Here is a 25,358-nt window from a genome sequence, read left to right as displayed (position 1 = left end):
AGGCTAGCCGCTCAATTTTTAGCCCCCGGGTGCAGCGCAGTATTTTTAATATGCTTTTAACCCCGTTCTGCAAAGCCGTGGCCAGCTGGCCGCCCACTTCCGTACACACTCCCATGCGCTACGTTTCCCTCGACCTCGAAACTTCCGGCTCGAACCCCGCCCGTCACCAGATTCTGGAGCTGGCCGCCGTGGTGGAAGAATCCCGCCACCCGCTGCCGCTGGCCCAACTGCCAGCCTTCCGCCGCGTGGTGCGCCACCCCGAGTACGCAGGCACGGCCGGGGCCATTGCCCTCAATGCCCGCCTGTTTGAGGAATTGGCCCAGAAAGAGCCCAACCCCGAGCTGTGCACGCCCGCCGAGCTGCTACCGCAACTGCGCGAATTCCTGCTGCGGCACGGCTTCCGCCCCGATAAGCACGATTGCGTGAGCGTGACCATGGCCGGCAAAAACATTGCCGTGTTCGACCTATGCTTTCTCAAAGAGTTGCCCGGTTGGGGCACCCTGGTGCGGGCCGAGCCCGCCATGCTCGACCCCGCCGTCTTCTACCTCAACTGGCGCAAAGACTCGCGCCTGCCCAGCATGAGCATTTGCAAGGCCCGGGCGGGGCTGGAGCGCGAAGTAGCCCACGAAGCCCTGGCCGATGCCCTCGACGTGGTGCGCCTGCTCCGGCCGTTCTACGAGCTGCCGGTGTACAAGCAGGTGCCGGCCATCGGAATACCCGAAGCGCCCGAAGAAGCTTAAATGCGCTGCAAACCCTTGAAAAAGGCTTCCTGGTACGACTTGCCAATGGGCACAAAATGGCCACCGCTCAGGTTGGCCGTGTTGTCCTCAATGGATTCGATGTGCTGGGTGTTGAGCAGGTAGCTGCGGTGCACTCGCATGAAATTCGGGAATGCGGCCAGCCGGTTTTCCAGTGCCTTGAGCGTGGTGTACACGATGTACTTGTGCTTGGGCGTCACGATGTTGACGTAATCCGACAACGCTTCGACATACAGCACGTCATCGAAATTGATGCGCACCATGCGGCTGTTCACTTTCACAAACAGGTCGGCGCTGGTGGGGCTATCGGCGGCGGGAGCGGCGGCGCCGGCCGCCGGAGCCCGGCGCGAAGCCACCCGCTGCACCGCCTGCGTAAAGCGGGCAAATTCAAACGGTTTCACCAGGTAGTCGGTCACGCGCAGCTCGAAGGCATCGACGGCAAAATCCTGCCGGGCAGTGGTGATGATGACTTCGGGCGGGTCGGGTAACACGCGCAGCAGCTCCAAGCCGCTGAGGTGCGGCATTTCAATATCCAGAAACAGGACGTCGACTTTATTGCCTTCGCGGAAAAACGTGAGCCCGGCAATGCCGTCGGCCAGCGAGGCCACCAGCTTCAGGTTGGGCGTGAGCTCGACGTAATGCTCCAGCGTAAGGCGGTTGATTTCATCGTCGTCGATAATGGCGCAAGTCATCATAGGATAGGAGAAAGAAAGAGCAGGATTCAGTTAATGGAGCAAGGCGTCAAATTATTCGCCGATATAAAGTAACCACTCAGGGGGCAAAACATGACAATCGCCTGGAAGGATAAGCTACCAAAACACGCGCTGTTTAGTTTTGAAAAAGATAAAATGCAATAAATAAAGCTGCTACACGAGTAGTTGCTTCAGCTTTTCTGGTTATGATTTGGACGCGTACTTTTGGATTGATGTTGATGGGTTGGCTGAGCGTTGCGGGAGCCCGGGCCGCCGGCCACCCCAAGCCGCTCACCACGGCGCAAGCCGAAGCTCGCAATGAAATGGCCACCCCGAGCTTTTCGGGACAACTGTACGAAGCCCGGCGCGTGAGCAGTTTTTTGGCCGATGCCTTGGTGCTCAACAATGCCCAGCAGCACGCCGTGGAGGCCTATACTACGGCCAAATTTGAGGCGCTGTCGTTGGCCGTGACGGCCGCCGATACCGCCGAAGCCCTTCAACAATACCGGCAGGCCGTGCGGCGCGTATTGGCCCCCAGCCAGCGCGGTGCTTACGCCGTGCTGTGCCAGCACCAGACCGATACCCTGCTGCCACTTGACAGCAGCGAGCTGGCCCTGCGCTAATCAACCGGTCTTGAATCAGGCTGGTTCGTGGCGGGTGGCCATTTCCTGCTGCACCAGCGCCTGCACTTCCGGCAAGTCGTAGTCGGCCTCGGCCTTGATGCGGGGCATGAGGCGGGCCATAATGGCGTCCTGGCGCTGGCCCGCGGCCCAGGCCTCGGCATAAGGCGTGTCGGAGAAAGTAACCTGCGAGTACAGCGGTACCCACCGGCCCGGAAACTGGGCTGAGATTTTTGCCTCAATTTTCTTTTGCAGCAGGAAATTGGGGTCGGCCACGCGGTCGCGCATCTCCACGAAGTTGTAGAGGGCCAGGTCGGCCATAGCGTCGTTGTTGGGCTTGCGCTGCGCTTGAAATTCGGCGAAAATGCTGGCCCAGTCCGAATCACCGTGCGCCTCGAATAAGGAATTAAGCACCGTGCAGTCCTCAAAGCCGGCGTTCATGCCCTGGCCGTAGAATGGCACAATGGCGTGCGCCGCATCGCCGAGCAGCAGCACGTCGTCGCCGTGTTTCCACGGGAAGCACTTCACGGTGACGAGCGAGCCTGTGGGATGCGCAAAAAACTCCTCCGTCAGGGCCGGCATGAGCGGCACGGCGTCGGGAAATACGCGGTCGAAAAAGGCCGTGACCTCGGCCGGCGTTTGCAGGGCGGCAAAGCTCTCGGGGCCTTCAAAGGGGAAAAATAGGGTGGCGTTGAAGGAGCCGTCGAGGTTGGGCAGCGCAATCATCAGGTACTGCCCGCGCGGCCAGATGTGCAGGGCGTTTTTCTCGAGCTGCCACGCGCCGCCCGGGCCGGCAGCAATGGTCAATTCCTTATAGCCGTAGTCGAGAAAGTCCTGCGAGTAATCGAACCGGTCGGTGCGCTGCAAGGTGCTGCGCACGGCCGAAAAGGCGCCGTCGGTGCCAAACAGACGGGCGTAAGGCGCTTGGTGCTCCTGCTGGGTGGCGGTGTCGCGCAGGTGCAGTTCTTTGGTTCTGAGGTCGATGCCGGTGCACTGCTGGCCGAAGTGCAGCGTCACGCCGGGCTGGGCCTCGGCCAGGTCGAGCAGGCGGCGGTTGAGGTGGCCCCGGTTCACGGAATAAATGGCCTGCCCGTCGTGCCCATAGGGCTGGCGGGTGAGGTTGCCGTGCACGTCGTGCATCACGCGGCCGCTCATCGGAATTCCCACCTGGCGAATGTCGTCGGCCACGCCTACGCCGCCCAGCGCCTTCCAGCCCCGGTCCGACAGCGCCAGGTTGATGGAGCGCCCCTCCTGGAAGCCGGCCCGGCGCGGGTCACTCCGCCGCTCAAATACATCCACGACATGGCCACGTCGGGCCAGATACAACGACAACAAGGAGCCCACCAGCCCGGCCCCCATCACGGTGAGGCGTTCGGTGGCGGGGGAAAATGGGGCGGGGGTGGCCATCAGGAGGGTGGTGCTTGTAATACGGGTGGGCAGGAAGCAGCGGCGAAGCTACTACGGTCCGTGCGCTTAGCCATTCAGGCACAAAAAGCCGACGAGCTATCAATTGCATTCATCGGCTAAAATTTATAATTCGTCGTAAAAATCGCCGGTCAGGCAACGTTTACCAGACCTTTGACGAATTAGAACTAAAACAACTTTGGCTATGACACATTTCCGATTTCGGTACAAGCGGGTGGGGTATATGCGGTGGCGTCGTAGGACGCTGCGGGCGAGGGCTGAGTCGCGGCACTGGCCGCTTTCGGCCGATGCCCGGTACGCGCCCAGCATGGCGGCGTGGCGGCGCACGCAGCCCCCAATAGCGCTATTGGCTCCCATCGGCCTCATGTTGCAGGTGGGAAGCTACTTGGTAGGCGAGGAAGGTGACCCGCAACTGACCGGTCATCCTGATATTAGATACTAACACATTATTATTCAGAATAAATAACTCGACTATTGGAGTAATTAGATAAGCGGTTGTCATGCACGGTATCGGGAAAAAGTAGTAGGTTTGCATACTATTTTCAAATATTCCCGAATAATGCAACAACGTTACTTCTTTCTTATCCTGGGCCTGTTGCTGTCGTTGAACAGCTGGGCGCAGGTTCCCCAAACCATTAGCGGCACTGTGCAAACGGAGGCCGGAATGCCCTTGCCCGGGGCCACCATTTTCTTCAAAGGCACCTACAACGGCGGCAGCACCAACGAGGAAGGCCAGTTTCAAATAAAAGCGGATTTTTCTAAGGGCCCGCAGGTGCTGTCCATTTCGTTTGTGGGCTACGAAACTCAGGTGCTCACCCTGGCCCAGCCCGACAATGCGCTGGTGGTAACGCTGCGGCCCAGTGCCGTGCTCGACCAGGTGGTGGTGGCGGCCTCCCGCGTGGAGGAAAGCATCGGCCAGGTGCCGGTGACGGTGGAAAAGCTCAACCAGCGCCAGGTGGAGCAGATTACTACCCCCGATTTGGTGGCCGGCCTCGGCCGTTTCAAGGGCATCGATGTGAGCAGTTCCAGTATGCTCACCACCAGCTTCAGCACGCGTGGCTTCAACTCCTCGCGTTCGGAGCGGGTCATTCAGCTCTCGGACTATATGGATACGCAGGTGCCCAGCCTGAGCAGCTACTTCGGCAACCTGCTGGGCGCGCCGGTGCTGGATGTGGCCAGCGTGGAGATTGTGCACGGCCCGGCCTCGGCCCTCTACGGGGCCAACGCCTTCAACGGCGTGCTGCTCACCAACTCGAAAGACCCATTCAAAGACCCCGGCCTGACGGTGCGCCTGCGCGGCGGCAACCGCGACCTGCTGGATGGCCAGCTGCGCTACGCCACCAAAATCGGCGAGCGGGTGGCGTTCAAAATCTCGGGCGGGGCCACCACGGCCACCGATTTTCTGGCTACCAACATGGACGCGACTTCGGCCCTGATTGAGCCGGCCAACAACCCCGCCGGCTCCAACCTGGGCTACGACGCGGTGAGCCGCTACGGCGACGTGGGCACTACGTTCGCTGCCGCCCCAACTACCGCTCCCGGTGCCGTTTATGCCGGGCCGTTGCTGGCCAACAAAACCCTGTTTCTGCCCGGATTCAGCGAAAGCGACCTGGTGGCCGGCGACAAAAAAACGCATTCCTACAAAGTGGCGCCCAGCCTGGCAGTGCTGATTACCAACAGCATTAAGGCTACCGTAGATTATAAATATACCAACGCGACTACGTCTTACCAGAGCGCCAGCCGCTACCGGTTCGTGGACGGTGGGGCCCACCAGGGCCGCGTGCAGCTGGAAGGGCGCAATTGGTTTGTGCGCGGTTTCACCACGCATGACTTCTCGGGCAAGAGCGACCCGCAACAGGACGGCTCCTATAACCTGGGCTTTCTGGGGGCTTTTCTGCAAGCACAGCAGGCCATTGCGGTGGATGCCAACGGCAACGCCCGGTACGATGCCAGCGGCGCTCCCATTTTGCAAGTAGATGCCAGTGGCAAACCCGTGAGCTACGGTGCCCGCTACATCGGCACCTATGCCTCCCGCTACAATACGGCCTACGCCACCAATGGGCAAAACGCCGACCTGGCTGCCCAAACAGCCCGCCAAGAAGCCGGCAAGCTCGCGCCGCTGCTGCAGCCCGGTACCCAGGCGTTTAATGATGCCCGCAACAAGATTATTCACGACCAGACGCCGGGACAGGGGGCGCGCTTGTTCATTCGCTCCGTGCTCAACGAAGGCAGCGGGCAGTACACCTTCAACAACAGCATTGCCAACCTGACCGTGGGCGCGGCCTACCGCCAGTACCTGCTTGGCTCCGATGGCAGCTTGTTTGAGGATACCAAGGGCGGCGACCGCATTAAGAACTACGAATACGGGGCCTACGCCCAGGCCACCAAAACGCTGCTCGATGACCACCTGAAGCTGGCGGCCGCCGGTCGCGTCGACCAGTTTCAGAACTTCGGCACCGCGTTTTCGCCCCGGGCTTCGGTGGTGTACTCGCTGGGGGCCGATAAGCTCCAGAACTTCCGCGCCAGCTTCAGCCGGGCCTTCCGGGCTCCCACGCAGAACGACCAGTACATCCGGCTCGACGTGGGCCGCGCCTTTCTGCTGGGCAACGTGCGCAGCGGCTTCGACGGCTATACGCTCAACGTGCTCAAGGGCGCTTCGCCGGCCGATGCCGCCAACCTCTACCACGCCGACAAGCTGCGCCTCGAAGAAGTGAACAGCTACGAAGTGGGCTACCGTGCCGAGCTGTTTAAGAAGTTCTACATCGACGTAGACTACTTCTACAGCACGTACAACAACTTCATTGCCACCCAGAACTTTGTGGGCCGTCTCGATGGCACCCGCCCTGCGCCGGCCGAGCTGGCAACCACCAACGCGCCCGGCAGCAACGTGCGCGTGATTCAGATTGCGGCCAACGTGGACCAGCGCGTGCAAAGCCAGGGTGCCGGCATTACGCTGAGTTACGCCTTCGCGCCGGGTCTCACCGTGAACGGCAACTACAGCTACAACGACCTCATCACGAAAGACTTCAAAGCTGGCACGCAGTCGTTTTTCAACACGCCGAAGAACAAGTTCAACCTCGGCCTCGACGGCCAGCTGCTGAACCGTGCCCTGAGCTACAACTTGAACTACCGCTGGGTCGACAGCTTCCTCTACGAGTCTACCTTCGCCACCGGCACCGTACCCACGGCCCAGACCGTGGATGCCCAGCTGGGCTACACCCTCAAGAGCCTGCACACTACGCTGCAAGCCGGCGTTACCAACCTTTTCGATACGGCCAACCTGCAGGTGTACGGCGCGCCCAGCTATGGCCGCATCGGCTACTTCGGGCTGTTGTTCGACATCAAATAGTGAAAAACATCGTTGCTGTAAAGCCCCAACCAGTTTCTGGTTGGGGCTTTTTTGTTGGCCTCGGATAACGGGTTGCGGCTACGGTGGCGCTTGGCAGCCAGGCTGGTACGCTCCTTGTAAAAGCCCGGATGCCGCAGCTTCAGGTAGCTGAATACGGTTGAGGTAACCAGCGCTTCTCTCCGCTATTATTCGCCCTGCTTATGCCCCGTTCCGCCACTTCCCGTCGGCTTGCACCCGCCGCCGTACCCGATTCGCCACTTGTGGTAGACGAGCCTCCGGCTGCTGGCTTGGCTGGTGGGGCAAAAGTCAGTCTGACCCCGGTTTTTCGGGTGGGAGAGTATGAGGTCGGCGACGGATTTTGTCCGCGGTTGTTTGGCCACCCCCGAATTCGCTATTAGCCAACTGCCCCCGCCACCCACCGAAAGGTGAGGTTGAGGCGCGGGCCGATGGGCCGGGCCGTTTTGGGCAGGGCGTGCTGCCAGTACTGCTGGGTGGGGCCGCGCATCAGCAGCAGGCTGCCACTGGGCAGGTCGAGGCCAAACGGGGCGTGGGCTAGCCCGGCGTGTGGGCGCAGGCGGAAGCGGCGCGTGGCGCCCAGGCTGAGCGAGGCAATGACGGGCGCGGGACCCAGCTCGGGCTCATCGTCGGCGTGCCAGCCCATGCTGTCGCGGCCGTCGCGGTACAGGTTCAGCAGCACGCTGTTAAAGCGGGCCCCGGTGGCCGTTTCGAGGCGTTGGCGTAGCCCTTGCAAAGCGGGCAGCCAGGGGCGCGGCTCCCAGGCCAGGCCCGAGTAAGTGTAGCGGGCCTCGGCATCGCCGTACCAGGCGGTGAGGCGCGGCTGCGGAATCTGCTGCCCGAAAATGCGAATCGACCGCTGCTCCCAGGCCACTTCGGCGGTGAGCTGCGCGAGCAGGGCTTCCGCTTCAGCAGCCGGGAGAAAAGTGGAGTCGAACAACAGCTCGGCCTGGGGGAGGGGCAACTCGGATAAAATCATGGCCAATGGGAGGAGTTTGAACGGCTATGGTTTCGCCAGGGCTTCGCAAAACGGGGCCAGCCTTAGTCCGAAAAGTTGAGGCATCTGTCCGATTTGGAGCTAGCTAAGCGCTGGGAGGGTAGATTTGAGGAATTTTTGACTGGTGTCTTCCTAATTCCTTTCCACAGTAGGGTGTCTTTTCATGTCCACTTTTAATCTACGCACTTTTCTCACCGCTCGAGGGGGTTCATTCTACGTACGACTTTACTTTGGCCTGCTGCTGGTGCTGGGCCTGTGCTGCTACAAAGACTACGGAGTATCGTGGGACGAGCCGGCCGACCGTAGCAACGGCATGGTGAGCGCAAAATACGTGGCCGGGTTCGTGGCGCCGGGGTGGGCCGGCCAACACTTTGCCAATACGCCTGATATCCATGGCTACCTCGATAATGACCACGGGGTATTCTTTGAAATGCCGCTTGCCTTTATCGACCAGATTATTGGCATCGACGACTCGCGTACGTACTTCCTGATGCGGCACTTTGCGGTGTTTGCTGTTTTTGCGGCGGGCACCTGGGCGCTGTATCGAATTGGCCGTATTCGCTTCAATAGCTGGTGGTTGGGCCTGGCCCTGAGCACACTTTTGGTGCTGTCTCCCCGCTTCTTTGCCGAAGCGTTTTATAACGGCAAGGACGTGGTTTTTATGGCATTTTTCATTTTGGGGGCTTATACCTTAGTACGCTTGCTGCAGCGGCCCTCGCTGGCCCGCGCAGCCGTGCACGGCGTGGCCACGGCAGCAGCCATCGATGTCCGCATCCTGGGCGTGCTACTCGTTGCTTTCACCGTGGGCATGGTCGGATTGGAAATACTATTTAGCTCCGCCGACCGGACGCGCCGCCTGCAATTTGCCAAAGCGTTTCTCCTCTTTGGCATTGTGACGGTAATCGTAATTATTGCGGGGTGGCCCTACCTGTGGGAAGCCCCGCTGGACAACTTCCTGACCGCGCTCGAAAACATGAAGCGTTTCCGTTGGGGCGGTCTGGTCCTTTACATGGGCGCGTTCGAATCGGCGCTGGCCCTGCCCTGGCACTACGCCCCGGTCTGGATAATTATAACCACTCCCATTGCCTACATCGTGGCATTTTTGCTTGGCGCAGGGGCAATTGGCTACGCGCTGCTGCGCCGGCCCCTCGACTATCTGCGCACATTCGAGGGGCGGCTGGATGTATTGTTTATGGGTTGGTTTGCCCTGCCCATCATCATGGTCATCGCCCTGAATTCGGTTATTTACGACGGCTGGCGGCATCTGTATTTCGTGTATCCGGCCCTGCTGCTGGTGGCATTGCGCGGCGCCTGGGCATTGTGGCAGCAGGGGCGGCAGCTGCGCTGGCTACGGCCGGTTGCGATAGGCGCGGCCTCGCTGGCCAGCCTTGAGGTGGCCTATACCATTGGCCGCATAATGCAGGCGCACCCGCAGGAACAGGTTTATTTTTCCTTTTTATCGGGCGAGCAGGCAGCACGATTGTTTGAGCGCGACTATTGGGGCCTGTCGTACCGGCAGGGGCTGGAATGGATAGCCGCGCACGACCCCGCTCCGCAGCTCAATGTGATGGCCCAAAACGACGGCGTCATCGAGAACAACCTGGCCATTATAAAGCCGGAAATCCGGGCGCGCTTCCGCGTATGGCAACCCGGGCAGTGGGTGGAAGCCGGCCCCACGCTGTATTTTCTCGGCGCTTATCGGACACGGGCTGAGCCTTATACGGAAACCCTGGGCGGCGAAATATATGCCGTGAAGCCATTCGGCATTACGGCGCTATCGGTGCTGCACCAGTGGTAGGCCAGTGGGCCTACTGCTTCGGCATCATGCGCTCAAATTCCTGCTGTACCTCTTTGGGCTGCTGCTGCAGCATGTAGGACTGAAAGCGCTGGGCTCCGTAGGCCAGGGCAAAGCACACCAGCAGCGGCGGCAGCCAGCTGCGGTTGCGGTACACCGGCTGCCCCACATAGCGCGGCCAGAACCACAGCACATAGGCCAGAATAGCAGGCAGATTGAACAGCGGCCCGTACCACGGGCTCAGGCCATAGCGGGGCAGCGCCCAGCTCAGGGCCAGCATGCCAACCAGCAGGTAGGCCACGATGAAAACTGCCAGGCTGAGCAGCGCCCGCTTGCGGCCGAGCCGCCACAGGTTGAGGCCCAGCAGCACGGCACCCGCCAGCAGCGTAAACGGGATGGAGAACAGCACGATGGTCACCGGCGAATACAGCGCGGGCGTGTTTTCGTCGGCTTCAGCGTCGTCAGAAACGGAAGCCGGAAGTTCCCGGCGGCGCTCGGCTTCGGCGGCCTCTTCGAGGGTGCGCTGGGCGGCGGCCCCAGCTTCGAGAGCAGGGCGCAGGGCGGCTTCCTCGGGGGCGGGCTGGCCCCGGCGGCGCAGCTCATCGAGGGCGGCGAGCACGGCAGCTTCGCGGTACTGGACATGGCCGGTCACGTACTCGCGCAGGGCCGCGTCGGTCTTGAGCAGCATCTTGGCGGCGTAATCTTCCATTTTCAATGGGTGAATGGGTGAATGAGCGAATGCGTGAATGAATAGGCAGATGTATTGAAGAGATAAATGAAAACATTCACTCATTCACCCATTCGCTCATTCATCCATTGCCGCAACGCGGCGCCCACCCGCTCCACGTCCTCAAACGAATTATAGAGCGGCACGGGTGCCAGGCGGATAACATTGGGCTCGCGCCAGTCGGCGATGATGCCCTGCGCGGCCAGGAAGTCGAACAGCTCGCGCCCGCGCTCGTGTACCAATACCGAAAGCTGGCAGCCGCGCTGGGCCGGGTCGGCGGGGGTGATGATTTCGAGCTTATCAGCGGGAAGATTCAGGCCCCGGATGAGGCTTTCGAGGCGGGCGGTGAGCTGCTCGCTCTTGCGGCGCAGCACGGCCATGCCACCGGCCCGGTCCACTATTTCGAGGCTGGCGCGATGGATGGCCATCGGGAAAATCTGGGCATTGGAAAGCTGCCAGCCCGCCGCGCCGGGCATGGGCCGGAACCCTTTCTTCATCTGGAAGCGCACCGAGGCATCGTGGCCCCACCAGCCGGCCAGGCGCACCAGGTCGGGCCGGTTGGCAAACCGCTCGTTTACGAACACACCCGAGGTGCCGCCGGGGCCGGAATTTAGGTACTTGTAAGTGCACCAGCAGGCAAAATCCACGTCCCAGTCGTGCAGGCGCAGGTCGAGGTTGCCGGCGGCGTGGGCCAGGTCGAAGCCCACGTAGGCACCCACGGCGTGGCCTGCTGTGGCAATGGCGGCCATGTCGAAAGCCTGCCCGGTGTAGTAGTTCACGCCGCCGATGAGCACGGTGGCGAGCGAGTCACCCAGCTCCGCAATTTTGGTCAAAATGTCTTCCGTGCGCAGGGTGTGCTCGCCGGGGCGGGGCACCAGCTCCACGATGGCCTCATCGGGGTCGAGGCCGTGCAGACGGGCCTGGCTTTCGATGGCGTACTGGTCGGACGGGAACGCGCCGCCTTCCATCAAAATCTTGTAGCGCGAGCCCGCGGGACGGTAAAACGTGACCAGCAGCAGGTGCAGATTCACGGTCAGGTTGTTCATCACCACTACCTCGATGGGTTTGGCACCGACCAGACGGGCCGTGGCCTCGGTGAGGGTGTCATGGAAGTGCATCCAGAACGAAGGCGCGTGGAAATGGCCCTCCACGCCCAGCCGTTCCCAGGTTTCGAATTCCTGCTCGGCGGCGGCGCGGGCGGCCTTGGGCATCAGGCCCAGCGAGTTGCCACAGAAGTAGGCGCAGGGTTGGCCATCGGGGCCGGGCGGCAGGTGAAACTCCTGGCGGAAAGCGGCCAGCGGGTCAGTAGCGTCGAGGTGGGCGGCGGGGGAGGAGGTAACGGGGGCAGTCATGGCCGCAAAGGTCGGGGCAAAGCGGGTGCCCATGCTAACAAAAGGTTATGGCCTCTGCAGCGAACCAGCACCGGTACCTGACCGGGCATGCCCGAACCGCTCCGCGGTCAGGCCCAGCCAGTCCAACGCGTTCTGGCCCAGCATTCGGGCTTTGATATCGTCCGAAAAAGGCATGGACTTGATGAGCTGGCCCGGCTCCAGCTCGCCCAGCGGAAACGGGTAGTCGGTCCCGAGCGTGATTTTATCGGGCCCCAGAGTTTTCACCAGGTAGTCCAGCATCAGCGGGTCGTGCACCAGCGAATCGACCCAGAACTTGCCCATGTACTTGCGCGGGTTGTGCGGGTTGTCGATGGCGCACAAATCCGGCCGCACCTGCCAGCCGTGCTCGATGCGCCCGATGGTGCTGGCAAACGAGCCGCCACCGTGGGCCACGGCCACGCGCAGGTTGGGCAGGCGCTCCAGCACCCCACCGAATATCAGCGAGCAGAGCGCCAGCGTGCTTTCGGCGGGCATGCCTACCAGCCAGGGCAGCCAGTATTTGGGCATTTTCCCCTGGGCCATCATGTCCCACGGGTGCACGAACACGCAGGCCCCCAACTCCTCGGCGGCGGCAAAGACTTCGAAAAGCTCGGGTGCGTCGAGGTTCCAGTCGTTGACGTGCGAGCCAATCTGCACGCCGGCCAGCCCGATTTTCATGCAGCGCTCCAACTCCCGAATGGCCAGGTCGGGCGCCTGCATCGGAATGGTGCCCAGGCCCACGAAGCGGGTGGGGTAGCGCCGCACCACGTCGGCAATGTGGTCGTTCAGCAGCTGGCTCAGGTCCAGGCAGTCCAGCGGCTGCGCCCAGTAGCTGAACATCACGGGCACCGTGCTGAGCACCTGCACCTGCACACCAAACTGGTCGTACTCGCGCAGGCGCACGGCGGGGTCCCAGCAATTGTCCTGCACTTCGCGGAAGAACTTGTCGTCCTGCATCATGCGGGCGCAGCAGGGCTTGTGGTGGTCGAGCCGGATGAAGCCGCCATAGCCGTACCGTTCGCGCAGGTCGGGCCAGCGCTCGGGCAGTATGTGGGTGTGGATGTCGATGCTGAGAGGGTGGGGCAACACGGCGGGGCGGGTGGGGCGAAAATCAGGTAGTAACAGGCGCGGGCGGCTGCATCACCGTGCCGCAGTTTTTGCAGGTGCGCAGGTCTTCCGACGCCCAGAACTTGTTCATTATGGGCGGCAGCTGGGTCACGATGTCGGTGATGAGGGCAAACTCCTCGTGCAGCTTGTGGCCGCAGTTTTCGCAGTACCACTGAAAGCCATCCAGCTCATCAGTGGTGCGGTAGCGCTCCAGCACCAGGCCCACGGTGCCGGCCGGGCGGCGGGGCGAGTGGGGCACGTGGGGCGGCAGCAGAAACATCTCGCCGGGCCCGATGGTGATGTCAACCGGCTTGCCGTCCTCAATGATTTTGACGGTCATCGTGCCCTCGATTTGCCAGAACAGCTCCTCGCCGGCGTCCACGTGGTAGTCTTTGCGGGCGTTGGGGCCGCCCACCACCATCACGATGAAGTCCTTATTGTCTTTGAAAACCTGCTGGTTGCCCACCGGGGGCTTCAGCAAATGGCGGTGCTCATCAATCCACTTCTGGAAATTAAACGGACGGGCTATCATGGGCGGAGGGGGTTGGTTGGGAATGCTAATCTACTGCCGGGCGCCCGGCCCGCGCGCGGTGTCGGTGCCGCCCTGGCCCCGGCGCTCGAACAACGGCTGCCCGGTCGGCACCGGCAGTGGGTGCACGCGCTGCAGCACCAGCAGCGCCCCAGGGGCCGACACCACTCGCCAGCGCCCGCTGGCCTGGTAGGCCTGCAGCTGGGCCGCCAGCTCGGGTGCGCTCAGGGGATAGATGGAGGACGGCGGCAGGGCCGCGATGTAATCGGCATCGGCCACGTAGGGGAACTGGTAGATGGAGCGCCGCGCCGCCAGGTGCGGCACCAGCGCCGTGGTGGCGCTCACCCGCGCTTCGGCCGGAATCACGGCCAAGCCGCGATGCACAGAGCCGGCATCGAAATCGACGTGGTAGTGCTTGCCGCTGAAGAATTTCGTCGCGCTCTTGTCATAGTATGGCGACACCCGCACCTGCATGGACACCACCGTGGCTACCAGCGCCAGCACCGCCGCACCAATGCCCCACCGCCGGGCCCGCTGCGGCTCCACATTCGCTAGCCACTGGCTGACGGCTGCGTGCAGCACAGGCACAAACTCGATGGAATACTGATAGTTGATGCCCCAGTGAGCCACGTTGGCCGAGAGCAGCTTCTGCCCGTAAATGGGGGCCAGCATGAACAGGTAGGCGGGCCGCCGCACCAGGGCTAGCCCGCCCGAAAGCAGCACCATGGCGTGCAGCTCTAGCTTGGCATAATCGCCATCGGCCGAGGGCAGGTTGTTGCGAAACAACAGGCCGATGACGTAGAACGGCCGGGTGAGCAGCGTGTGCAGCATCTCGCCGGTGCTGTGGCCCAGCGCCGCGTACTGCTGTTGGTACACATAGGCATCGCCCGAGCCCAAGGCAGGGATAATGAACTTCACCACTACCAGAAAGTAAACAGCTGCGCCCGCTGCCACGGCCAGCGCCCAGCGTCGCTTTGCGGGCTCGCGCCAGTGCAGCCACGCCAGCCCAAGCGCAATGAAAACCAGCCACAAAGCCATGTTCTCCTTGCTCAAGGCCATGAGCAGGGCCACCACGGCGGCCCGGCCGCGCCGGTCGGCCTCCAGCCAGTACAGCAGCCAGGGCAGCAGCATGGCGGCCAGCACATTGTCGTGGTAATCGAAGGCCAGCGCCGAATAGATGCCCCAGGTGCTCAAAAACATGACCATCAGGGCCAGCGAGGTGCCCGGCTGCGTGCCGTTGGTGCGCAGCTGGTGCAGGCGGTAGGCCCCATAGCCGCCCAGCAGCATGAGCCCGATTTGCACTAGGAGCAACGTGTAAGAGCCGAATAGATAATACAGTGGTCCGAAAAACGGCTGCACCAGCGTGAGGTGGTCGCTGAGCAGGTTGTTGTAGCGCATCACCGAGTTGGCGTTCAGCCGCAGGTGCCCGTAGTCCCACACGGCCTGGTTGTAGATGCCCAGGTCGAAGGCGTAGGTGCGGAACAGGTAGTGGTTGACCAGGGCCAGCAGCCCATAGGCCACTCCAAAAGCCGCCAGCACCCCGAGGATGGTCAGGCGGTGCGGAGAGGTGCGGGCGGATAATATTTGCGACATCGGGATGGGCAGAGCAACATAAAACGGTTTGCCGAAGAGTGCATGATAGGGCTTCGCAGAAAAACGCGGCCGCCAACCCACAAGGCTCAACGGTACAAAACAACGCAACAATCCTTTGGCTTGCTTCTGTATTTATTAGCAAGAGAAAACAGCCGGTGGACTGCTGCGTTATTTCCCTGGCCGTGCTCCGCCAATTAGCGGCGCTACCTTTGCCCTTCATTCGGTATCGAGCGTTCAATAATTACTCAATGGAGGTGAAAAACCGGCTGCTCTGGCCGTGGCTGCTGCTGGTTTACGGTGCGTTTTTTATCGTTTTCACCTGGCCGCTGGCGGCGCATTTCAGTACTTCCTTCGTGGCAGTGCCCGGCCCCGATACTTCCCAGTTTTTCTGGAACGCCTGGCATTTTCGCGAGGCGGTGCTCAGTGGGCACAACCCGCTTTTTACCGACTGGCTGTTTTACCCCAAAGGCTCCAGCCTTGTGATGCACGCCTACACGCCCCTGATTGGCGTACTCAGCCTGCTGCTCGGTAATGAGATGCTGGCCATCAACACGGCCTTGCTGCTGAGCTATACGCTGTCGGGCACGGGAGCGTATTTGCTGGCGCGCCGCTGGGTCAAGAGCCCATTGCTGGCCCTGCTGGCCGGCTTTGTATTCGCCTACTCGCCTTACAAACTCCAGCGCCTGCCCGAGCATTACAACCTGGTCCTCACGGCTACGGTGCCATTTTATGTGCTGCTGTTTTTGCGGGCTTTCACGTTTCGGGAAGGGCAGTTTCTACCGCTGGCGCGCAGCTGGCGCGCGGTGGCGGGGTGCGTGGCGCTGGGCTTCGTCACGCTGCTCAGCGACTATTATGTGCTGTTCGGCCTTATCTATTTTTCGTTGGCTTATGCTGCGTGGTTCTGGTTTCGGCTGGGGCGCATTCAGTGGCGGCGGTGGCCGGCCTGGGCTTGGCTGGTGGGCATATTGGTAGTCAGCCACGTGCTCATCCGGCTGCTGCACCTGGCCGGGCTGAAGGATAACGGTATCTGGTGGGGGGGTGATTTGGTGGCCTACCTGCTGCCCCCACCCACCAGCCGGCTGGTGTATTGGGACTGGGCTGCGCGGCTGGCCCACAATCCCAAGGTGTTCAACTTGCCGGGTTCTATCGAAAATACCCTGTTTATCGGCTATGCCCTGCCGCTGCTGGCGTTGGTACTGGGCATAATGCGCCTAGCCCGCCGCCGCCCGGCTTCGGCCCGCGCCCTCGATGTGCAGGGGCGCCCGCTGGCCTGGGTACTGGTGTTTTTTTTGCTTCTGACGGTGCCTTCGCTCCGCGTGCTGGGCCACGAGCGACTGAACCTGCCCACCGCCCTGCTGCACTTCGTGCCCTTCTTCAATAACATTCGCTGCCCCACCCGCTGGATTATGATGGTGGGGCTGCTGCTGCCCATCGTGTCGTTCAGCGCCCTGGAGGCGGCCTGGCAGGGGCGGCTGCGCCCGGCCGGCCAGGCTGCTTTAACCGGCCTGCTGGCTGCCATCATCCTGGCCGAATTCTGGCCCCGGCCCTATCCCCGGCAATCCACCGCCAACATTCCGGCCGTGTATGACGAGGTGGCGAAGCTGCCAGGCACCACGCTCATCCCCATTCCGCTGGGCATCCTAGATGGCAACCGGCAGGTGGGCCACTTGGAAGCGGGCGAGATGTTTTACCAGACCTTGCACCGCAAAAAACTGCCCGTCGGCTATCTATCCCGCGTCAGCCCTGCGTTATTTGCACTGCTCGACCAGGACGCGGTGCTGCGCCCGCTGTTGCGCCTGCAAACCAACCCCGACACCGTGCAGCCGGCGCCGCCCACCGCCCGCCAGCTCCAGGCTTTTTTCCACCAGTACGACCCTGCCGCTTTCGTCATCAGCCCGGCCTACCGCGACCAGCCCATCCATGCCTACCTGCGCCAGCTGCTCCAGCCTTACGGCTACCGCGAGCAACTGGTAGGCGGCTACGTGCTGCTGGCCCCGCCAGCCCAGTAACAAGCCCGGGTTTTCGCCACAGCCTTCTAAAACCAATCATTTATGAGCCTTCCGTTGACTTCCCGCCACGCCCTTGTGGGCGGTTCCACCCAGGGCATTGGCCGGGCCATTGCCGAGGTGCTGGCCACTCAGGGGGCCACCATCACGCTGCTAGCTCGCGATGCCGAGCGCCTGCGCGAAGTAGCCGCCGCCCTGCCCACGCCCGCCGGCCAGACGCACGATTTCCTGGTCGCCGATTTTTCTGACCCGCAAGCGGTGGCCGCCAGCGTGCACGAACACCTGGCCCAGCACCCCGCCGGCTTTCATATTCTGATAAATAACACCGGCGGCCCAGCCGGTGGCCCGCTGCTTGATGCGCCCGTCGACGCGTTGCAAACAGCCTTCAACCAGCATATTATCTGCAACCACTTGCTGGCGCAAGCGGTGGTGCCGGGCATGCGGGCAGCCGGTTTCGGGCGCATCATCAACATCATCAGCACCTCGGTGAAGATTCCGCTGCCGGGCCTGGGCGTGAGCAATACCATTCGCGGGGCGGTGGCCAGCTGGGCCAAAACCCTGGCCAATGAGCTGGGACCGGACGGTATTACGGTAAATAACGTGCTGCCCGGGGCCACGCTCACCCAGCGCCACACCTCCCTCATCGAGAAGAAAACGGCCCAAACCGGTCAATCGGCCGAAGCCATCGAGGCCGATATGCTGAAAACCATTCCGGCCCGCCGCTTCGGCCATGCCGAAGAGGTGGCGGCCGCCGTGGCTTTCCTGGCCTCGCCCGCCGCCGGCTACATCAACGGCACCAGCGTGCCCGTTGATGGTGGCCGCACGGGCAGCTTATAGCGCCTACGGCTTGACGGGGAATAAGGTATTTCACGAATTTTCCCTTTTCCACGTTCTCATTCTTCATCCCTCGTTAGGCGAAGCGTTTACCTTTGCGGCTTTCCGGCTGTGCCCAATTTCTTTCCTGTGGTAAAATTCGACACTCTATCCATCGTTATTCCGGTTTATAACGAGGCTCGTACCATTCATCAGATTCTGGATTTGCTGCGCGGGCTGGAGCTGGTGAATAATATCGGCAAGGAAATCATCCTCGTCAACGACTGTTCCACCGATGCCTCGGCTGAAACCATCCGGGCCTACGCCGCGCGCTACCCCGAAATGGGCCTGCGCCTGCTGGAACACGCCGTGAACCAGGGCAAGGGGGCCGCCTTGCACACGGGCATCCGCGAGGCCACCGGCGACTACGTCATCATTCAGGATGCCGACCTGGAATACGACCCCGAAGAATATAACCTGTTGATTAAGCCCGTTATAAAGGGCTTCGCCGACGTGGTTTTCGGCTCCCGGTTCATGGGAGGCAACCCGCACCGCATCCTGTTTTTCTGGCACAGCATCGGCAACTACTGGCTCACCCTGTTCTCGAACATGGTGACCGACCTGAACCTGACCGATATGGAAACCTGCTACAAGATGTTCCGGCGCGACATCATTCAGGGCCTGAAGCTGGTTGAAAACCGCTTCGGCTTCGAGCCCGAAGTAACTGCCAAAGTAGCCCGCGTCAAGGACGTGCGCGTCTACGAAGTCGGCATCAGCTACTACGGCCGTACCTACGCAGAGGGCAAAAAAATTGGCTGGCGCGATGGGTTTCGCGCCATCTACTGCATTGTCAAGTACGGCTTGCTGGGCCAATAACAGCGCCCGGTAGACTGAGCTTACGCGTCGATAGCGGGCAGAATTTGCCCCGCTTCAGCCGCCGGCCGGAGGCAAGCCGTCATGAGCACCAGAAATACCGACATGAATAGGCCCAGCGTGGCCAGGTAGGCATACGGCACTTGCAGGAAGGCGTAAAAAGTAGCCAGGTAGAGCTTTAGAATGGTCACCACATAAACGCGGTAGTCGATGCGGCGCGTCTGCTGGCGCACATAAGCCACCGCGGCTACGGCTACCACCGTCAGCAGCAGGCCCACGTGCACGGTTTTGAGCAAGCCAATCTTCTCGTAGAGCGAGCCGGACGCGTATTTATAAAAGAATGAGGCGAAGCCCAGGCCATTGAAGGGGTGTATCGGCAGGCCGTCATCGCCCAAGTGCTTCCACTCGTAAACGGCGGCGTCGGTGTACGAGCGCTGCACTTCCATGAACAAGCCCCAGTTGTGCGACAGGTAAGGCACGATGTAGAAGCCAATCACGCCCAGCAGCACCGTGCCGGCAATCAGCAGCGCATTCTTTTTTGAGTCGTAGAAAAACATCAGGCCCAGGTACAGCGGCGCCCATATCACCAGCGAGTAGCGCGAGAGCACGCACAGCAGCAACGCCGCTGCCTGCAAAGGCCAGAAGCGCAGCAGAATACCCACCACCAACAGCGAGTAGTAGCCCAGCATCATGTACTCGACGGTGATGCCGACGTAGCCCCACTGCGTGGTAACCAAGGCATAGAAAACCACAAACGGCACCCCGGCCAGCACCAGCGTCTGGAGCCAGGGCTGGCGCAGGCGCCACAGCAGGTACTCATACGCCAGCACCCCCAGCAGAAAGATGCCCCAGGCCACAAACCGATAGTCGAACCCCAGCCACTCGGCCAGGATAAACGGAAACCAGGTGGCTGGCAGGTAGGCCGGCAGCTCGAAATAACCCAGCTCCCACGTCATGGGCGCATACACTTCGGCCCCGTTCAGCCAGCGCCGGGCGTAGGCCTGCAGTGCAGGAATGATGTCGGCGTACTCCAGCACGGGACGGAAGGCCCGGATTTGCACCTTTACCAAGTTGGTGTTGTACCAGCCGCCCGCAATGGCGCTTGTCAGGAGCGCCACTAGGCGCAGCCACATAGTCTGGCCTTCGGCCTGAGCAGTAGCCTGCGGCAATACCCACTGCCGGCCACGTGCCAGCGCCAGCGTGCTCAAAGTCAAGGCAATGGCTAGGGTGTAAAGCACAGTCGGGCTAACGAACGGCCCGAAATAGTTGCGCTGCCAAGTAAAAAGCACTAGTTCGGCGGCAAACAAGGCGTACACCAGGTACTGAATACCGTTCCGGGACGAACTCGTGGAGCGGGGAGAGCTAATCATTGAGACATGGCGGCTAGGGCTCGGAGCGGCCAGCCCACTGCGCGATGAGCCTTGGGAAGCCCCGAAAGTAGATAACGCAAAACACGCAACACCGAGCCACTGGCAACGAGGCGGCTCCGCCGGCCGCAGCTCCTTGCCAAGGACCCGGTGTTGCGTGGAATCAGGATTAGGGGCGCAGAATCTGCACGTCGTCGAGGTAGGCCACGTTTTGCGACCCGCCGCTCCAGAGGTACATATACAGCTTGAAGTTGGAGCCCGCGTTGGCCGGTAGGGTCAGGGTTTTCTCCACTTCTACCCACTCGTTGCGCTTCTTCACGGCTTTGTCAAGGGGCAGGGCCTCCCACATGGCCGGTTTGCCATCGGTGGCGGCGGGGTCTACGAGCTGGGTTACGATGCTCGCCGTTACGGGGCCCGCCGGTACGTACACCCAGCCCTTCACCTTAAGCTGGGTGAGGCGGGTCGGGCTGAGCTTGCCCAAAGTGCCGATGAATCCATTGCTAAACTCAATGCCCGGGCCTACGTGCGCTGAGTAGGGCGCGGAATGTGCCTTCTCTTTGGTCAGGGAGGGCTGGGGGGTGTCACCAATCCAGCCGTCCAATTGGTCAAAATCATTACCGGTTAGATAATTTGCCGGACGCGAGGTGCCGTTTTTGTCGCCGCAACCAGCCAGAGTAGCTGCTGTTAGCAGAAGCAAAGTATATTTTTTCATAGAAAAAAAATGAAAACAAACGCTTTTGTAGCACTGCAAAGGTATGGTAGAATGCGGGATAGCCGAGTGAGCAGACCGGCCGAATAATGGTTGGATTGTACTTTAGAGGCCAATTTAATTTTTTCTTATCCCGTGTCGATTTCTCCTTCCGCAGATACTGCTCCTACCATTGCAGCCCCGGCGGCGCCCGTGCCCTATTTTCAGCCCCTCGATATTGTCCGTTTTGCGGCTGCCCTGCTCATCCTCATCACCCACAGCTATGAGCACTGGACGGATGTGCCCCAGGTAGCGGCCACCATGGTCGACTGGGGTGGGCAGACTGCGTGGTGGGCCACCAAGCTCAAGGTATTTGTGGGCAGCTTCAACATCGGGGTCGACATTTTTTTCCTGATGAGCGGGTTCCTCATTACCTACCTTCTGCTGGCCGAAAAGCAGCGCTACGCCCGCATTGATATCAAGAGCTTCTACATGCGGCGGGTGCTGCGCATCTGGCCACTCTACTACTTCTGCGTGGCCATGGCCCCGGTGCTGGCGCACTTCGCCAACGAGCCGGCGGCCAACATGCCGGCCCACCTGCTCTTTCTCGGCAACTTCGATTTGGCCAAGCACGGCTGGGGTTCCACAGCCGTCAACCATTTGTGGTCCATCTGCATCGAAGAGCATTTCTACCTGGTGTGGCCGCTGCTCATCGCCTTCGTGCCCCGGCACAAGCTCACCACTGCTTTCGGAGCTGTCATTCTGCTCAGCTTTCTGACGCGGCTGTATTTCTTCTACTTCGTGCCGGACTCGTACATGAGCCTGTACCTGAATACCTTGTGCCGGTGGGATGCGCTGGCCATCGGGGCTTTGTTTGCCTATGCCTACTTCTACGGCTACCAGTTGCCGCGTGTGCCGGCCGCCCTGCGCTGGATGCTCTACGGCGCAACGCTGCTGGTTTTTGCCAGCGATTCATACGGCAACTGGGACAACGTCTTTCTGCTTTCGTTCAAGAAATACGTGTTTCTGGGAGTCATTGCTTTCTTTATCGGCAACGTCCTCTTCAACCCCGATTCGGCAGTGCAGTGGCGGGGGCGCACCATCTTCCACTACTTCGGCAAGATTTCCTACGGCATCTACATGTTTCACGGCTTCGTGATTTTTGCTCTGGTTCGGGTCTTCCCCATGTTTCACACGCCGCTCTTCATTTTGTGGGTGCTGCTGGCCACGCTGGCTGTGTCCGCGGCTTCCTACGAACTGGTCGAGAAGCCCATTCTGCGCCTGAAAAAATATTTCGATGCCTTTCGCCAGCAGCGCACCCTGGTAGCGCCGCCGGTGCCGGCTCCGGAGCCGGTTAGCGTGCCGGTGTAGAGCCAGCGGCATCAGTCTCTGCCGGGGCGGGCGGCCCCGCCAGCCACTCCGGTGTGAACACGGTAGCGTCGGGGCGGCCCAGCTGGTACACCGTTTGGCGCACCTGGTGGGTGCCGGCCCGCAGGCGCAGGGAGTAAGCGCCCGGCGGCAGCGCGGGCCAGCTCAGCTCCCAGGCGACGGCGGGCAGTTGCTGGCCGCTGCGCACCGGCTGGCCACACAGGTCGTAAAGCGTCCAGCTAAGCGACGAGCGGCCGCTATCCGGCGATGCCACCCGGTGGCGCGGCGAGTCGGCGTCGTTGAAAGCCACCAGGGGGGCCAGCCAGCGGCCCCGCACCGGCAGCGGCAGCGAGGCAAAGTCGTGCGGGTTGCGGTTGTAGACGAGTTCGAGCCGGGGGCGCTGGTTGGGGTGCTCCTGCCAGCGCCAGCGCATTTCGGGCGGTTCGGCTCCCAATACCCCCGCCGTGGTGTGGGGAAATTGCAAAATGCCCGGCGCGGGGGCCACCGGGGCCACCGGCGGGCGGGCCACGGTGCCTTTCGGCTGCTTATACACCCGGATGTAGTCAATATCGAGCGAAGCTGTCCGGGTCTGCGCCCACGAATACATGCCCAGGTTGGAAATTACGTCGAGCGGGCAGCCCAGTGGTAGCAGCCGGGTTTCGTGCCGAATGGCCACGCCATCGAAATAATACACCAGCTCCTGGGGCTGCCAGCTCACGGCGTAGGTGTGCAGGCTATCGGTGAGGCGGCCCGGCCCGGTCCAGTGAAAGAAGCTTTGCGAAGCTTCGTTGGCGATGCCCGGCTGCCCGAGGCGCCAAAATTCGTGGTTCCAGAGAATGATATTGTTCGTGATTTCCTCCTGGCCACCCGCTTCAAAAACGTCTACTTCGTCGGGGGCGCCGTAGAGCCAGAATGCGGAGGTCGAAGCATCGGCCCGGGGCAGTCGGCAGCGAATCTCAAACAAGCCATAGGTAAATCCCGTCCGGCTGTTGTCGCAGCCCACTAAGGCCAGCGAGTCCTTGCCCGACCGGCTGAAGAGCATGCCGGAGTCGTAGCGTAGCTGTCGTGCCCGGTAGGGCCTCGGCGTGTCGCGGAGCCGGGCGCGCAGGTGCAGCAGTCCGGCCGAGTCGACTGCAACCTGCTCGCCGGTGTAGTACTGGCCCTCGGAACCGCCCAGGTTGCGCCCCCACGGGTAAGCAAACTGCCAGCGCGCGGCTACCACGCTGCTATCGCCGGGAGTGTTAAATTCGTTGGCCCAGTAAAGCTGCCAGTTGGCATGGCGCAGGGTATCCGGGGGAGCCTGGCCATGGGCCGTGCCCGCCACGACGGCCAGCCGGGCAACCAACAGCCAGTAAGGAAGACGTTTCATAATTGCAGTTCTGGGTAGATGTAGATGGCGGGAGCGGAGCGGGCCTTAAATGTACACGCGGCTGCAGCTGGATTTTGGTTGCTGCCGGACAAAATTGAGCCGTTCCCGTTGCCGCCGCGGCCCGGTGCCGTGCTCCTGCAAAGGATGCTGGCACCGGGCTTCCTACGGACAGTAGCCCCGGCTGAATCGGCCAGGAGGTCGTAAATTGCAGCGGGCTACTATGCAATAAAAAACCTGGTAAGCCTATTGCTCATAGCCGGTTGCTCACCCTACACGGACGATTTTAATCCTTTCTGCTCAAGTCGCACCCCAAATGCCGGGCGGCACATTTTCTACTTTATGATAAAAATATCGGATTGGAACAGCCAGGTGGTTGCCCAGAAGGGCACGCGCCAAACAACGGCTTACGATATGCGCTTGCGGGTACTGCTGAACAACGAACTTATCGCGCGGCTGTTGTCGGTCGTGCTGTTGGGGGTGTCGGTACTGGTGGCGTTCCTGACCAAGAATACGTATGATAGCGGCGACAGCATTCTCCACTTTTTGTTCGCGAGGGCTGTCCCGCAACACCCCGAAAATCTGCTTGACCCCTGGGCCAAGCCCGTGTTTACGCTGCTCGCCGCGCTGCCGTCGCAGGGCGGGTTTCTGGGGATGAAGCTATTCCAATGCGTGGTGGTGGCGGTGTCGGCCCGGCTGGCCTACGTCACGGCGCGGCAGCTGCGGCTGCCCTGGCCGGCTTTGGCCATCTTGTTCTGCTACGCGGCCCCCGACTATTTCCGCGTGCAGTTTTCGGGGCTGACGGAGCCCACTTTTGGGTTGGTGCTGATTGCCGCCGTTGCGTTGGCAGTGACCAACCGCCCCGTTTGGTCGGCGGTGGTGCTGTCCTTTTTGCCCTTTGTGCGCTCAGAAGGCTCCATGTTTCTGGGCATCTGGACGGTTTACCTGGTCTGGAACCGTAGCTGGCGCGCCCTGCCCTTTCTGTTTGTTGGTTACGCCGTCTACAGCTTCGTTGGGGGCCTGGTGCTTGGCGACTTTACGTGGGTATTCACTAAAAATCCCTACGGCCTGCATTCGCAATACGGCCACGGTTTGTGGGGGCGTTTTGTGGAGAGCATGCCGACGCTGTTGGGCTGGCCGCTGCTTATTTTCGCGGTGCTGGGCGGGCTGCGCATGCTGTGGCATGCTACCAAGCTGAGAGAATGGCTGCAGCCATTGTTCAGGGCCGAGCTGCTGCTGATTTACGGCAGCATTGTGGCGTTTATTGTCATGCAGTCGGCTTTTTGGGCCTTTGGCTTGTTTGGTTCCTTTGGCATGACGCGGGTTCTGGTGGTGATTACGCCCTTGTGTGTTGTGGCGGCGCTAAGCGGGCTGGCCTGGCTAAGCCAGTTGGGTCGTTCCGCGCGCGTACGCGGCCTGATTGCGACGGCTGGCGTAGTGGCCGTGGTGGTCCTGCTCTTTTCTCGTGATTATACCTATCAGGCCGAAAGCGGAACCAACGTTGGCTGGCGCAGCACCTTGCACTGGCGCCGCGATTTCCAGGAAAGCCCCGACATGATACTGGCCGACCAAGGGGCGGCCTGGTTGAAAAACCACGATGCGGGGTATAAGTGGCACCCCATCTCATTCTCGCACCTCTACTTCGCGGTGCCCATGGATGTCGATATCTTCAATCTCGACGCCAAGCCGCCGCTCACCAAGGATTATGCCCCCTACCTGGATGGCGTGCCGGTGGGCACCTACATCTACTGGGACGGATGGTTTTGCCCAGTAGAGAGCCACTTGCCGCTGGAGCTTCTACAAAAGGACAGCCGCTTCAAACAGCTCTGGAAAGGCTCGATTCCAATGGATTTATCGAACCTGGCCGGCCCAACGGCTATTTAGTTAACGAAGACTTGGT

Annotated in this window: 20 protein-coding genes; 9 read left to right on the top strand and 11 right to left on the bottom strand. The window is 61.3% G+C overall.

Going from position 1 to position 25,358, the window contains the following annotated elements:
* Positions 1-113 precede the first annotated feature (113 nt).
* Complete coding sequence (locus I7X13_RS12105) at positions 114-740, top strand: 3'-5' exonuclease (RefSeq protein ID WP_198075678.1); 627 nt, start codon at positions 114-116, stop codon at positions 738-740.
* Here the strand turns inward: I7X13_RS12105 and I7X13_RS12100 are convergent.
* On the bottom strand, positions 737-1,453 hold the full coding sequence (locus I7X13_RS12100) for a LytR/AlgR family response regulator transcription factor (RefSeq protein WP_198075677.1): 717 nt from the start codon (positions 1,451-1,453) through the stop codon (positions 737-739). The two genes, I7X13_RS12105 and I7X13_RS12100, sit on opposite strands and share 4 nt — an antisense overlap.
* Before the next feature lie 203 nt (positions 1,454-1,656).
* On the opposite strand from I7X13_RS12100, the gene I7X13_RS12095 reads away from it, so the two are divergent.
* Entirely contained in the window at positions 1,657-2,073 is a 417-nt protein-coding gene (locus I7X13_RS12095) for a hypothetical protein (RefSeq protein WP_198075676.1), read from the top strand.
* Between the two features lie 15 nt (positions 2,074-2,088).
* Here the strand turns inward: I7X13_RS12095 and I7X13_RS12090 are convergent, their stop codons facing one another.
* Positions 2,089-3,477, bottom strand: a complete 1,389-nt coding sequence (locus I7X13_RS12090; protein ID WP_198075675.1) for an FAD-dependent oxidoreductase — start codon at positions 3,475-3,477, stop codon at positions 2,089-2,091.
* A 577-nt stretch (positions 3,478-4,054) separates the two neighbouring features.
* Between I7X13_RS12090 and I7X13_RS12085 the strand changes: the two genes are divergently transcribed.
* Positions 4,055-6,844: a TonB-dependent receptor gene (locus tag I7X13_RS12085; protein ID WP_198075674.1), complete on the top strand. Its 2,790-nt coding sequence runs from the start codon at positions 4,055-4,057 to the stop codon at positions 6,842-6,844.
* A gap of 394 nt (positions 6,845-7,238) precedes the next feature.
* On the opposite strand, the gene I7X13_RS12080 is transcribed toward I7X13_RS12085, so the two are convergent.
* Positions 7,239-7,838, bottom strand: a complete 600-nt coding sequence (locus I7X13_RS12080; protein ID WP_198075673.1) for an alpha-ketoglutarate-dependent dioxygenase AlkB family protein — start codon at positions 7,836-7,838, stop codon at positions 7,239-7,241.
* A 181-nt stretch (positions 7,839-8,019) separates the two neighbouring features.
* On the opposite strand from I7X13_RS12080, the gene I7X13_RS12075 reads away from it, so the two are divergent.
* Positions 8,020-9,654: an ArnT family glycosyltransferase gene (locus tag I7X13_RS12075; RefSeq protein WP_198075672.1), complete on the top strand. Its 1,635-nt coding sequence runs from the start codon at positions 8,020-8,022 to the stop codon at positions 9,652-9,654.
* Between the two features lie 10 nt (positions 9,655-9,664).
* Here I7X13_RS12075 and I7X13_RS12070 read toward each other — a convergent pair whose 3' ends face one another.
* The 5 genes from I7X13_RS12070 to I7X13_RS12050 form a co-directional block, all read right to left on the bottom strand.
* Positions 9,665-10,360, bottom strand: coding sequence for a hypothetical protein (locus I7X13_RS12070; RefSeq protein ID WP_198069495.1), 696 nt, complete (start codon positions 10,358-10,360; stop codon positions 9,665-9,667).
* Between the two features lie 80 nt (positions 10,361-10,440).
* Positions 10,441-11,763 (bottom strand): kynureninase, encoded by a 1,323-nt coding sequence (gene kynU / locus I7X13_RS12065; protein ID WP_394368587.1) that lies wholly within the window; start codon positions 11,761-11,763, stop codon positions 10,441-10,443.
* Between the two features lie 12 nt (positions 11,764-11,775).
* Positions 11,776-12,837: an amidohydrolase family protein gene (locus I7X13_RS12060; protein ID WP_198075671.1), complete on the bottom strand. Its 1,062-nt coding sequence runs from the start codon at positions 12,835-12,837 to the stop codon at positions 11,776-11,778.
* Positions 12,838-12,859: 22 nt separating this feature from the next.
* A complete protein-coding gene (locus I7X13_RS12055) occupies positions 12,860-13,387 on the bottom strand; it encodes a 3-hydroxyanthranilate 3,4-dioxygenase (protein WP_198069492.1) in 528 nt (175 codons plus the stop codon).
* A gap of 30 nt (positions 13,388-13,417) precedes the next feature.
* Positions 13,418-14,977, bottom strand: coding sequence for a DUF2079 domain-containing protein (locus tag I7X13_RS12050; RefSeq protein WP_198075670.1), 1,560 nt, complete (start codon positions 14,975-14,977; stop codon positions 13,418-13,420).
* Between the two features lie 254 nt (positions 14,978-15,231).
* Here I7X13_RS12050 and I7X13_RS12045 point away from each other — a divergent pair, with 254 nt between their 5' ends.
* The 3 genes from I7X13_RS12045 to I7X13_RS12035 all read left to right on the top strand — a co-directional run bounded on the left by I7X13_RS12045 (position 15,232) and on the right by I7X13_RS12035 (position 18,672).
* The gene (locus I7X13_RS12045) at positions 15,232-16,986 is read left to right on the top strand and encodes a glycosyltransferase family protein (protein WP_198075669.1); all 1,755 of its coding nucleotides are present in this window, start codon (positions 15,232-15,234) and stop codon (positions 16,984-16,986) included.
* A 42-nt stretch (positions 16,987-17,028) separates the two neighbouring features.
* Positions 17,029-17,820 carry an SDR family oxidoreductase gene (locus I7X13_RS12040; RefSeq protein ID WP_198075668.1) on the top strand — a complete coding sequence of 264 codons (792 nt, stop codon included), beginning with the start codon at positions 17,029-17,031 and terminating at the stop codon, positions 17,818-17,820.
* Between the two features lie 108 nt (positions 17,821-17,928).
* The gene (locus I7X13_RS12035) at positions 17,929-18,672 is read left to right on the top strand and encodes a glycosyltransferase family 2 protein (protein ID WP_317191568.1); all 744 of its coding nucleotides are present in this window, start codon (positions 17,929-17,931) and stop codon (positions 18,670-18,672) included.
* Positions 18,673-18,692: 20 nt separating this feature from the next.
* Here I7X13_RS12035 and I7X13_RS12030 read toward each other — a convergent pair whose 3' ends face one another.
* The gene (locus I7X13_RS12030; protein ID WP_198075667.1) at positions 18,693-20,039 is read right to left on the bottom strand and encodes a hypothetical protein; all 1,347 of its coding nucleotides are present in this window, start codon (positions 20,037-20,039) and stop codon (positions 18,693-18,695) included.
* A gap of 166 nt (positions 20,040-20,205) precedes the next feature.
* Positions 20,206-20,748, bottom strand: a complete 543-nt coding sequence (locus I7X13_RS12025) for a carbohydrate binding domain-containing protein (protein WP_198069486.1) — start codon at positions 20,746-20,748, stop codon at positions 20,206-20,208.
* Positions 20,749-20,880: 132 nt separating this feature from the next.
* Between I7X13_RS12025 and I7X13_RS12020 the strand changes: the two genes are divergently transcribed.
* Positions 20,881-22,095: an acyltransferase family protein gene (locus I7X13_RS12020; protein WP_198075666.1), complete on the top strand. Its 1,215-nt coding sequence runs from the start codon at positions 20,881-20,883 to the stop codon at positions 22,093-22,095.
* Here the strand turns inward: I7X13_RS12020 and I7X13_RS12015 are convergent.
* Positions 22,079-23,461: a glycoside hydrolase family 16 protein gene (locus tag I7X13_RS12015; RefSeq protein ID WP_198075665.1), complete on the bottom strand. Its 1,383-nt coding sequence runs from the start codon at positions 23,459-23,461 to the stop codon at positions 22,079-22,081. The genes I7X13_RS12020 and I7X13_RS12015 overlap by 17 nt on opposite strands.
* Before the next feature lie 339 nt (positions 23,462-23,800).
* On the opposite strand from I7X13_RS12015, the gene I7X13_RS12010 reads away from it, so the two are divergent.
* Positions 23,801-25,342 carry a hypothetical protein gene (locus I7X13_RS12010; RefSeq protein ID WP_198075664.1) on the top strand — a complete coding sequence of 514 codons (1,542 nt, stop codon included), beginning with the start codon at positions 23,801-23,803 and terminating at the stop codon, positions 25,340-25,342.
* Positions 25,343-25,358 lie beyond the last annotated feature (16 nt).

Source organism: Hymenobacter negativus (assembly GCF_016056375.1).
Lineage (GTDB): Bacteria > Bacteroidota > Bacteroidia > Cytophagales > Hymenobacteraceae > Hymenobacter > Hymenobacter negativus_A.
This window is presented reverse-complemented; position numbering and strand designations above follow the sequence as displayed.